General features: G+C 35.4%; 10 protein-coding genes. 2 read left to right on the top strand and 8 right to left on the bottom strand.

The window, feature by feature from the left end:
* Nucleotides 1-132 precede the first annotated feature (132 nt).
* Both ACPEH5_RS12370 and ACPEH5_RS12365 read left to right on the top strand, forming a co-directional pair.
* A complete protein-coding gene (locus ACPEH5_RS12370) occupies nt 133-351 on the top strand; it encodes a hypothetical protein (protein ID WP_281110759.1) in 219 nt (72 codons plus the stop codon).
* 382 nt (nt 352-733) lie between these two features.
* Entirely contained in the window at nt 734-1225 is a 492-nt protein-coding gene (locus tag ACPEH5_RS12365) for a nucleoside deaminase (protein WP_166685161.1), read from the top strand.
* A 125-nt stretch (nt 1226-1350) separates the two neighbouring features.
* On the opposite strand, the gene ACPEH5_RS12360 is transcribed toward ACPEH5_RS12365, so the two are convergent.
* From ACPEH5_RS12360 to ACPEH5_RS12325, 8 genes are all read right to left on the bottom strand, one after another.
* Nucleotides 1351-2898: a methyl-accepting chemotaxis protein gene (locus ACPEH5_RS12360; RefSeq protein WP_129466444.1), complete on the bottom strand. Its 1548-nt coding sequence runs from the start codon at nt 2896-2898 to the stop codon at nt 1351-1353.
* 370 nt (nt 2899-3268) lie between these two features.
* Nucleotides 3269-4516: an aromatic amino acid transporter gene (locus tag ACPEH5_RS12355; RefSeq protein ID WP_048606131.1), complete on the bottom strand. Its 1248-nt coding sequence runs from the start codon at nt 4514-4516 to the stop codon at nt 3269-3271.
* Nucleotides 4517-4579: 63 nt separating this feature from the next.
* Nucleotides 4580-5983, bottom strand: coding sequence for a tryptophanase (locus ACPEH5_RS12350; RefSeq protein WP_042846291.1), 1404 nt, complete (start codon nt 5981-5983; stop codon nt 4580-4582).
* A gap of 543 nt (nt 5984-6526) precedes the next feature.
* Complete coding sequence (locus tag ACPEH5_RS12345; protein WP_042846292.1) at nt 6527-7183, bottom strand: DUF799 domain-containing protein; 657 nt, start codon at nt 7181-7183, stop codon at nt 6527-6529.
* Nucleotides 7180-7533 (bottom strand): DUF4810 domain-containing protein, encoded by a 354-nt coding sequence (locus ACPEH5_RS12340; RefSeq protein WP_173424815.1) that lies wholly within the window; start codon nt 7531-7533, stop codon nt 7180-7182. The genes ACPEH5_RS12345 and ACPEH5_RS12340 overlap by 4 nt, the downstream gene beginning before the upstream one ends.
* Before the next feature lie 9 nt (nt 7534-7542).
* Complete coding sequence (locus tag ACPEH5_RS12335) at nt 7543-8217, bottom strand: CsgG/HfaB family protein (protein ID WP_042846294.1); 675 nt, start codon at nt 8215-8217, stop codon at nt 7543-7545.
* A gap of 591 nt (nt 8218-8808) precedes the next feature.
* Nucleotides 8809-9939, bottom strand: coding sequence for a hypothetical protein (locus ACPEH5_RS12330; protein ID WP_048606129.1), 1131 nt, complete (start codon nt 9937-9939; stop codon nt 8809-8811).
* Nucleotides 9936-11189 (bottom strand): hypothetical protein, encoded by a 1254-nt coding sequence (locus ACPEH5_RS12325; protein WP_048606127.1) that lies wholly within the window; start codon nt 11187-11189, stop codon nt 9936-9938. The genes ACPEH5_RS12330 and ACPEH5_RS12325 overlap by 4 nt, the downstream gene beginning before the upstream one ends.
* Nucleotides 11190-11194 lie beyond the last annotated feature (5 nt).

Genomic DNA, 11194 nt, shown 5'->3' with positions numbered 1-11194 from the left:
GAGTTTCAGTAAAACGAGCTTTTTTCATCATGACCTCTGCAAATTTTAGGGCAGAAAATCTAATTATAGCTGTCTTATTTTAGGGGAAGTGGACAGAGCACCTCGGGTAGTGCAAAAAATTACAAACTTAAGTTGACGGGAAGTAATGTAACAAACGGTCGTCTTAATTTTGGTAATGGAGTTTCTGCCCAAGTATCATTGAATGGTACACAAGTTCAAGCTAATGGAATGGGGATCCAATTAGATAACTTAACGAGTAAATCGATTCCAGTAAGTGCGACTCTAATGGGATCTGCTTCGTCTGCTGGAGTCAGCAATGCAACGGGGGTTTTAATATTGGAGGCTCTATAAATAAAAAGTTTTTGAATTCATGTAACTTTAAAAAATAACAGTTAGTCTTAATCTTTTTTCAATAATAGATGAGCATAAAACATTAATTAATGTGTAAACACCCCAATCACCTTAGACTAAATGATTTTTATTAATAATCTCATGAGCTATTGTGCTAATAAGATTAGCTTATTAGCATACACTACTGATTCATCAATAGTTTTTTAGTATATCAAAAGTTTAAATCAGTATTTGTCTATAAAGGAGCCATCAAAAATGGACAATTAAATTATTATAATTTCATTAAGATAATTTAAAATCAAGAAACGACAAATATAAATAGCATTAACATGTTAATATGTAAATAGAATGAAATAAACTAGCTCGATAAAGGAATATAAATATGGTCATTAATTCGAAAAAAGAAGTTCAACAGCACGAATGGGATATTCAATTTATGACGAGAACTTTAGCTGTTGCAACTGATGCTGCTAAAAAAGGCAATGAACCTTTTGGGGCAATATTAGTGAAAGCTAACCAAATTGTGATGATAGGAGAAAACCATATTCATACCGAGAGCGACCCCACCTATCATGCAGAAATAGGTCTTATACGAAAGTTTTGTTCAGAGCATAAAATTACAGACTTGTCAGAGTATACTCTTTATACTAGCTGTGAACCTTGCTGCATGTGTTCGGGAGCAATGGTTTGGAGCCAATTAGGACGAATGGTTTATAGCCTTTCACATGATGAATTAGCTGAAATTGCGGGCTTTAATATCATGCTCGGCAGTGATGAAATATTCGCAAAAAGCCCATTTAAGCCCACTGTAGTTAAAGGTATTTTAAAAGAACACGCGACTACGATTTATAAACAATATTTTAAACGAAGCTAATAATATTAGGCCTACTGCTGACTTATAATAATAATCTTAGCTCCTAAATACTGTGCTTTTGTAAGCCCTCATTGTAATGCAGTGAGGGCTTTTTATTCTCTACAAAATGGCGCAATCTCACCTTACTATGCGGATAAATTAAACTGTTGCACAGACTGCTGTAGCTCTTGGGTTTGCTGGCTTAATGAATTAGCTGCCGTAGCAACTTGTTCAACTAAAGACGCATTTTGCTGGGTAACGCTATCCATCTGCGTAATAGCGACACCGACTTGTGCAATCCCTTTACTTTGCTCCTCTGAAGCTACCGTAATTTGCTTCATAATAGCAGTGACCTCGTTAATACCTCGCAGGATACTTTCCATCGTTTTTCCCATCTCATTAACTAGCCCCGTTCCTTTTTCCACACAAGCACCTGAACTAGCAATTAACTTTTCAATCTCCATAGCGGCATCTGCACTGTGACTTGCCAATTTACGAACTTCAGCCGCAACCACCATAAAACCTCGACCATGCACACCAGCACGAGCCGCTTCAATAGATGCATTCAAAGCTAAGATATTTGTTTGAAAACTAATGTCATTCATCATGCTGATGATATCTGAGATTTTTTGTGAACTTTGTGAAATTTCACTCATCGTTGTAACGACAGAGTAAACAATTTCATTGCCTTTATTCGCAACCACAGAAGCTTCGCTAGCTAAATGGTTTGCGTGAAGTGTATTTTCCATATTCAACTGAACTGCGGCGGTGATTTGTTCCATACTCGCAGCGGTTTCTTCTAAGGCAGCCGCTTGTTCTTCAGTACGCGATGAAAGGTCATTATTACCATTAGAAATCTCACTCGCCCCCAGATAAATATTCTCACTTCCTTGCCTGATCGAGCCTACTGATTCATGCAGATCTTTTCTCATTTCTTCAAGGATCGGAAATAATCTCCCCACACAGTTGTTACCAAACGGTAGCACTGGCTGGCTTAAATTCCCTTTTGCAATTTCAATAAAGTGCTGTCTCAACACCCCTAATGGCTTTTGCATCATAGTCGCCATATAGCGATCCGTAAAAATGAGCATCAATATTCCTAGTATTGCCGTAATAATCATGACGATACGCGTAATATCCATCACATTATCAACATGTTGCCGAGTATGACTAATCAATGCATCAGCCGTCTGATTAAACTTTTGAATTGAAGCACCAAAAGCGCGGCTCAAAGCAGGAGTAATGTTGTGAGCATGGGCTAAATATTTATTCGGATCATTGTCCATGCTTAGCATAAGTTGAGGTGTTACCCCATCATCGAATAGCGCCTGCCAACTATAAATTACCTGCTCTGATATTTCAGGGTCCATTGGTCCTGGAGAGATAGACTTCATCTGTTCTAAATATTTTTCCATATTCGACAGAGCCTCTTTTACAGGGGCATAATCTACTGTTTTTCCTTCACTTTTACTTTCCATTACCCGAGTCAGTCGTGTGACAAATCGAAAATATTGATCGTTTCCCTGACTAAGTACTGTCATTTGCTGGACTAATTGTCTATCGATATCATTTCCATCTGCAATACGTGATAGTGACCAACCACTGTAAACATTTGTCCCCCCCAAAATCAGGCATAAAATACTTAATAATACGAAGACCGCAGTACGAATTGAGTAATCGCGAAGTTTCTGCATAGAATTTCTCTTTCGGTGAGATAAAATGACGATATTTAACTTTATCGGCGATAAAGAGAATAATTTTAGGGTTAACTGAAGTAGATAATCACAGAATCAGGCTGGGACTAAGTAAAAACACTTATAATTCAAAGGGGTTACTATTTGGTTATGAGAATTATCGAATATCGATATTGGAATTTAATTCCAGAAACTTGATACAAGTCTCAAAATAATACAATCATTGAAAAAACAAACTGATATAAGAAATTATTTATTTTTGTATAAAAAGAGTTAGTGAATAATATTAAAATTACATACAGTTATAAAAAAGGCACAGCAAACCCTCACTGTACCTTTGCAGTTATTCTACAACTTGTATTTTGAAAAATTAACGGTATATCGGTAACAAATTAAACTGCGCTAAAAATTGGCAAATAATGCCAACGACTCCAAAGGCGATAACGGCATAGATTAGCCCTTTTCCGCCCCATACTTTGAATCTAGAATCAGGGAAACGCTCTCTTACTTTTAATGCCATAACTGCCGGGCAAATAATCGCCCAGATACATGCGGCCATACCTGCATATGCAATTGCAATGAGAAAACCATTTGGGAATAACATGCAAAGAACAAGTGGTGGCAAGAAGCATAATAAGGCGGATTTCATTCTACCTGATGGGTTATCTTTAAAGTTTAATGAAGCAAGAATATAATCAAACAACCCAATAGCAACACCTAAAAATGAACAAAATACTGCACTTATTGAAAACCATAGTAAGAATGTCGCAATATTCTTACTATTGAGGACCGCATAAAGCGACTCAATAAACGCATCTAAATTACCACCTTTATTAATAATTGTTAAAAATTCTGTTCTTGGTAAATTCCCCATTGTTCCTAATATCCATAAGAAATAAAGAACAAGGGCTAATACACACCCAATCACACAGCTTTTAACCACTTTCCTTTCATTTTCATGATACAATTTATATAAGCTGCATACATTGCCATGATAACCAAAAGAAGTAATTGCATATGGGATAATAATAAAGATAAAGGGCAATAGTGATGTGTTCCCACCTTCAACTGGTGATGTTAATAACAAATCTGTTTTTACAATGAAAAATAACCCTGAGAAAGCCAAAATAAATAAAACTATTTTAATAAATAAAAATAAAGATGTTAACCGGCTTGCTCCTACCCCACTCCACCAAATACTTGCTCCTAATATCAATGTAAATACAATAAATATTAATCTTAAATTAACATTATAGCCATAAATAGCCGCAGCCTCTTTTATGACTGATCCTGCTGCTGATATATAGGCGTAAATTAATATATAAAGAACAAATATTAGTGCTATATTAGCAATATAGCATGCCCACTTTGGTAATAATTCTTTAGAAATAAAAAAATAATTCGTTCCCGCCCCATACTTAGATATACATTCTAAAATATAAATTCCTGAATGAAACATGAAGAAACAAACGATTAATAAAACAACTACAGAGTTAATAAACCAAGCACCTGCCATAATAGTTGGCAAGCTAAACATCCCTGCCCCTATCATTGCACCGCCTAGCACAAAACCCCCTACCAATATGGAGGGTTCTTTTTTGGCTGCCAAATTATTCATGGTGTTCACCTTAAGAATAAGGATAAGGTTCCCGCATTGCACGGGAACCATAAGAGCGACCTATTATTTGATTGGTTTTAATCTTGCAGTAAAGTGCCTTAATACTGGAGGTTCATATTCAAAATCAAGCCCTTTCAAAGTAGCAAATTTGTCTTTTAACCCAATCAGAGCATCTGCAATGTAATCCATGTGGTCGTTGGTATAAACGCGTCTTGCAATAGTTAACCGCATAAACTCCATATCTGCATGTTTTTGTTTGCCTGTTTCGGGATCGCGCCCTAATAAGAATGAGCCTATTTCAACCGCACGAACACCAGATTCTAAATATAATGCATTAATAACCGCTTGTGCTGGGAACTGGTCGCCAGGAATATGCGGTACTAGTTTCTTACAATCCACAAATACCGCATGACCACCAGTAGGGTATTGAATTGAAATCCCTCCCTCACGTAAACGGTCTCCTAAATATTTAACTTGACCGATACGATAGTGTAAATATTCTTCCCCAGCCCCTTCTTCAAGGCCTTGAACCATGGCAGCCATATCACGACCAGCAAGACCGCCATAAGTAACAAACCCTTCCATTGGTACACAGCGCTGTCTAGCTAACGTAAATATCTTTTCATCATTCTTAATACAAACTAATCCACCAATATTCAATAATGGGTCTTTCTTAGCTGACATAGTTAATGCATCAGCATATTTGTACATATCCAGAATAATTTCTTTAATTGTTGAATTTTTATATTTAGGATCACGTTCTTTTATAAAATACGCATTTTCACAGAAACGCGCTGAATCCATAACAACAAAGATATTATGTTGTTTTGCTATTTCATAGACTTCTTTTAAGTTAGCCATTGATACTGGCTGGCCGCCGGCACTATTACAAGTAATAGTAGATACAATCGCCACAACATTTTCAGCGCCATGTTGTGCAATGTTATCCTTTAATTTTTGAATATCAAAGTTACCTTTCCAGTCATCATAGGTATCTGAGTCATAAGCTTTTTCTGTAACAATATTAACTGCTTTACAGCCATTTAATTCAACATGAGCAGCGGTAGTATCAAAGTGGAAATTAGAAATAAAGACAGGTTTTTTAGCACCACCTTGTTCCTGTTTTACTTTCAATAATACAGGAAATAACATGTTTTCAGCACCACGACCTTGGTGAGCAGGGATCACATAGTCATAATCGAACATCTCTTTAACTTTATCTTTTAAATCATAATAGTTACGAGATCCTGCATAGGCTTCATCACCAGTGATCATTGCTGCCCATTGATGATCACTCATGGCATTAGTACCTGAGTCGGTCAATAAATCAATATACACAGCACTGCTTGGTAGCAAGAATGGATTGTATCCAGCTTCTTTTAACGCAGCTTCACGCTCTTCTCTACTTGGAATACGGATATTTTCTACCATTTTAATACGGAATGGTTCTACAATTCTTTTAGCCATGATAATACCTTTAATTTTTCATTAAATAATAAATACAAAGGATCGTACTTATAAAAAATAAGCTATAACGAAACTTTTAGTTTAGAAAAACAAAAAAGGTTATTTATTTGGGAAAAAGAAGGCTAAAGAAATATCAATATTGAACCATTTCTTCATATAGAAGAAATGCCTTGATATGAGAGACTTGCTTAACGAAAACATACTATGACTCCTATCAAAAAGGAATTAGTACAACCAACAGCATCATATATATAACAGTTAAAAATATAAAGTAATAGAGATTGTCATATAATTATACCTATATCACATAATCATTAGATAATGCTAAGACAAATTGACTCAAGTCACACATTTAATTTTATTCGTTATTTTTTATAAGCTTGTAAATATTAAAACATAAAAAAAACAAAAAATAATTATTATTCATATCTGTAATTTAATAATTATAAAGAGTAATTTGGCTTTATTTAAATAACGCTTAACAAAAATAAAATGGGTAAAGTATGATTAGAATACTTTACCCATGATTCAAATAATTAACAATTACTGAGCATCTTTCCCATATTTAGGAGATCTAGGCCCATATAATATACCATTAGGCGTACCTGCAGATAATAACCTTGCACTTGTTATACCTGCAATTGTGTAACTTTTATCTGTCATGGTATCAACAATTTGATTAACAACCGCCGAAACTAAAACACCAATAATGCCATTGGAAGAAGAGTTATTTTCAGCACTCGATGCAGATGCCGAACCGCTCCATAATAATGCCCCTGTCCTCGCATCAACAAGTTTTGCATCCGCTGTGACACGTGTATCACTGGAAATAACCTGATAGCTAGTACCGTACTCTGTTATATTAAGGTATAACACAGCATCATTACCGAAAATTTCTCGGGTTTTGGCGGGCGGAACAGATTGGATATCCCCTGCGTTTATTAAACCATTTTGCTTAAATGTTTCTTCCACTACCGCTACAGGAAAAACATAGTAGCCAGCCTCCGCTAAAGGCAGGGCTGTTTGTGATAATAAACCATGACTAGCCTGTACTTCTGGAGAGCTATTCTGAGGTAATAACACTAAAATGCTTTTTGGCTTACTTTGATTAAACGCAGTATAATCAACTTTTGTTGGCTGTGCACAACCAGTTAATAACCAAGCCATCACCAGCCCGCTGAGTATGAATAAACGCCTCATTTTGCTTTCCCTTTATTTTTCATTAGAAAATCCATATACGCCGCAGATTCTGGATATAATTCTTTTTCAGCGTTGAACTCTTGCATTGCAAGGTCGATGGCTCCGGTTGTGGAATACAATAACCCTAAATGGGCGTGTAACCCCGGAGGGGTAGCAAGACCGTTTGCCTTACTCATTTCAAGGTTTTTTTTCAATGCTTGAATTTGTTCTTGAGGGCCAGTATCTGTTTGCTGGTAATATTGATAAATTGTAGTTTGATAACCATCCCAGTTATATAATGGTTTTGGCTCGTTAGCACAACCATTTAATAAAATGGCTCCAGCAAAAATAAGAAGTAATTTAAATTTCATCATATTCCCTTATTTAGCTGGCTGCCATGCACCACTTTCAATACCAACTACGAGATCATTCACAGCTTCCCTTATTGCTAAATCTAGCACCTTACCGTTTAGCGTAGAGTCATAACTTGCAGTTCCACCAAAACCGACAATTTCCCTATTTGATAATTCATACTCGCCTGCTCCCTGAGCTGAGAATACCACCTCGGAAGTTTGGACATTCACAACATTTAAATTAACTTTTGCATATGCGACTTGTGATTTACCACGGCCTAAAATACCAAATAGCTGTCTATCACCGACTTCTTTTCGACCAAATTCAGTGACATCACCGGTAATAACATATGTTGCACCTTTTAATTGCTGGGACTGGCCTTTAATTCCAGCTTCTTCTTTTAACTCTTGCATATTAGCCCGGTCTAATACATTAAAGCGCCCAGTTTGCTGAAGATGCGTCATTAAAATTGTTTTTGACTGATTACCTAAGCGGTCAACGCCATCTGAAAAAATGCCATTCATATAACTCGAACGGTTATCAAATTTGCCAATTGATATTGGGCTTTTAGGACCCGAGTAATTAGTATTATAAGTCGCAACTTTCTCTACTGCTAAAGAACGGGAAGATTCCTTTGCGCAACCACTTAATAATGCACTAGCAATAAAAATAGATGCGATGCTGATTTTAGATATATTCATTTAGCTGTCTCAATTAAAATTTAATTAGAATTAATTATTGCAGCTTTATTTTGCATCAAATATAAAACAGGGTCTAGTCAATATCACCTATTCAGTGATTTTATCTTTATTTCTATTTCATCCAATTGATAATATTCATAAAGTAACTCAGATTTATTAGATGAAATCAACTGTTTGATTAAAAAATGGAGGTAACATAAATTATTTAATCAGTAATCTTTAATGATGTAATATTTCATATCATCACTATTATTCTATCCCAATAAAAACATCCAACTGAATTATTCTAAATTATCTACCATTTATATAGCCAAATGGTAGATAATAATATAACCAATCACTGTTGTTTATTTTTCACTCAAATAGTAGATTATTATAAACATGCAGCTAACCAAAGTATAAAAAACAATCACATTCTATATATCGTTAGCTTATTTCCTTGTCGTACATCATAGCTCTTTTAATTTAACCCAATATATTACTTTATTGGTAGGGTTTGTATGAATTTGCAATAGATCATGACCAAAAAAGGATAAGAGGAATCTTATCCTTTTTTATTAACTATATTATTAATAATATATTACAATAGCATTAATGTACTGATTGATAAGAAACAGATGCACCTTTTTCTATGGTGCTTTCATCTGAATAAATACTGCCTATATCAATAAAAGACTGGTCGCTATCATTATAGACTTTGTTATACAGTGATAATTCCGGACGATGACGCAGCGTTTTTGTCGTTAAATCCATCATTAGATATTGCTGAGAACCCCTAACCCACTCTGAAACAATGACACCTTTATGACCAACTTTTAGCTCATGCATATTATTATAACCATTTTCGGCGATCAGTTCGAAAGTCCCATTGGTATGAAATTGCATTAAAGAAAATAACCGGCGAGAAGGCTCTTGAGCAATAACAAAAATATCACCATTAAGATTTTGTGCTGCTTCATTGATGCGAACAGGTAACCATTTACTACTAACCACCTGTTTCGTTGGTATATCCATAATAACCTCAAGTGACCCCATCTGATTACCGTAGCTGTACCACATCACCACTTTATCTCGATACGTTGCATAGGAAAAATTTGAATTACCTTCAATTTCCTCAGGAAATAACGACTTGGCTAAATTTCTCACATTCATAAAGTGTTCCCAAGTTATACCTTTATCTTGGCTGATAAAGATATTCTCATTACTCGCAACAATATATGCAGGTAGGCCTTTAGATTGGTAGATTTTCCCCGTGATCAACGCAGAGAATAACTCTCCAGATTTATCTTGCCAAGGTATTAACTCACTGATTGAGAAATCAATTAAATTAATTTTTCGGTAGCCATCTCTTAAAATAATTAAACACTCTTTTCTTTCACAGACTGCATTGTAAAAACTATCATCAGCACGAGTAATAAAACGCACACCTTGGTTATCTGCAAACAAAACTTGATAGCTATACTCACTAAAATTTGTATAGTTGTTATACAACGAATAATAGTAACTTTGGTTATTACTTTTTTGAGCAATAATCAACATGCCATTCTCAGCAGGAAAAGTAGTCGCCCAGTCATAATTTGCGATAACAGGCCCATTTTCATTATGTTTTTCCCACTGCCAATCAACTGTACCATCACGCACAAATACGAATACAATAAAAATAAAACTTAGCGCAAAAGCCAACGTTAATAAGATAAAATGCCTACTGAGAAATGGATTCATGACCGAACCTCCGTGACATAATCAGTTTTGCCTTGCTGTCGACGTAAATGCTTCAATAAATACTGAGCTTGATAATACGCATTACCGCGCTTAGATATTTTAAAATAGACCGCCACACACAAACCGATAAGAAAACTAATTCCCAACACAATTGAAACTGCAAAACTGATATATAACCCACCCGTATCAACAAGATTTATCCAATCCCAGTAGTCCCAGTACCCTCCTTTTTCCATAGTTTCAGCAATAGATAGTCCGAGAGCCATTAATACTAAGAAAATAAGAATCAAACCAGTGAATCCCCATAAGCCGTAATAAAACCCTCGTTCTTGGGGCGCACCTTTACCAATAAGGCTATATGCTAAACCATCTTGATGATTGTAGATGCCAAAGACGACTTGCTCTTTTGAGTTCTCTTGGAGATTTTTATGATAAACCTCAAGCTCATCCCCTTGAGCGATAAACAAACTATGGTTATTAAAGAGTGGCTCATTCGCCGACACTAAGACATCCAGATGTTCTTTATTTATTTGTAAGCTGATTTGATTAAGCTTTTGTTCTGTATCTCCTGCTGCAATGGTGACACTGAGGTTAGCAGTAATATTGGTTTTACCACGCGTAGAAGATAAAGAGGTTTGCTCTATGCCAATATTAGTGGCTTTATGTAATTTGGCAGGCTTAGTTTTCGTTTTTTTTATGCCTAAAATATCAATTTGCTGGTCTTGGCCATTAGTTTTATATTGTTCATCAATGACTAAATCCAGTGCCTTCAAAATTAATTTACGCTTCGAACTTAAAATATGTTTTATTTCTGCAAGCACTAACACAAATAATACAATACCAGTAAAAGCTGCGCAGCCTAACACTGCCACAAGTATTATCATTAAAAAATTATCATCAGCTTCAATAAAACAGTAATACACTGCAGGTATTAGTGCCATTAAAAACAATGAAATTAAAAATTGTATTCCAAGCTTACGAGTAAAACCGACCGTTCTATCTGGCTCTAAGCGTCCTTTGGTTTCATGATATACCCAGTTAACCCAATAACTGCCATCATTCATCTGTTCTGCACAAATAATCAGTACATCGCCCTTTTTCAACCTATCCAAAAATATTTGGCTGTTTTTAAAGTCATCTTGATTGAAAAAAAACACTTTATCTGATGCTAACAACCTCACCATACCTATCGGGGTGACATTTTTATAATCACACTGTGTTAAAGTCGTTTGAAAATACTGAACGCCCATAAATG

The sequence above is a fragment of the Providencia sp. NPDC089933 genome (genome assembly GCF_049545585.1).
Lineage (GTDB): Bacteria > Pseudomonadota > Gammaproteobacteria > Enterobacterales > Enterobacteriaceae > Providencia > Providencia huashanensis.
Note: the sequence above shows the minus strand (reverse complement) of the source record. Positions and strands in the feature narration are given on the sequence as shown.

Coding starts and splice junctions, on each gene's coding strand:
- ACPEH5_RS12365 (WP_166685161.1), top strand. CDS start 734: ATGGTCATTAATTCGAAAAAAGAAGTTCAACAGCACGAATGGGATATT.
- ACPEH5_RS12360 (WP_129466444.1), bottom strand. CDS start 2,898: ATGCAGAAACTTCGCGATTACTCAATTCGTACTGCGGTCTTCGTATTA.
- ACPEH5_RS12355 (WP_048606131.1), bottom strand. CDS start 4,516: ATGAATAATTTGGCAGCCAAAAAAGAACCCTCCATATTGGTAGGGGGT.
- ACPEH5_RS12350 (WP_042846291.1), bottom strand. CDS start 5,983: ATGGCTAAAAGAATTGTAGAACCATTCCGTATTAAAATGGTAGAAAAT.
- ACPEH5_RS12345 (WP_042846292.1), bottom strand. CDS start 7,183: ATGAGGCGTTTATTCATACTCAGCGGGCTGGTGATGGCTTGGTTATTA.
- ACPEH5_RS12340 (WP_173424815.1), bottom strand. CDS start 7,533: ATGAAATTTAAATTACTTCTTATTTTTGCTGGAGCCATTTTATTAAAT.
- ACPEH5_RS12335 (WP_042846294.1), bottom strand. CDS start 8,217: ATGAATATATCTAAAATCAGCATCGCATCTATTTTTATTGCTAGTGCA.
- ACPEH5_RS12330 (WP_048606129.1), bottom strand. CDS start 9,939: ATGAATCCATTTCTCAGTAGGCATTTTATCTTATTAACGTTGGCTTTT.
- ACPEH5_RS12325 (WP_048606127.1), bottom strand. CDS start 11,189: ATGGGCGTTCAGTATTTTCAAACGACTTTAACACAGTGTGATTATAAA.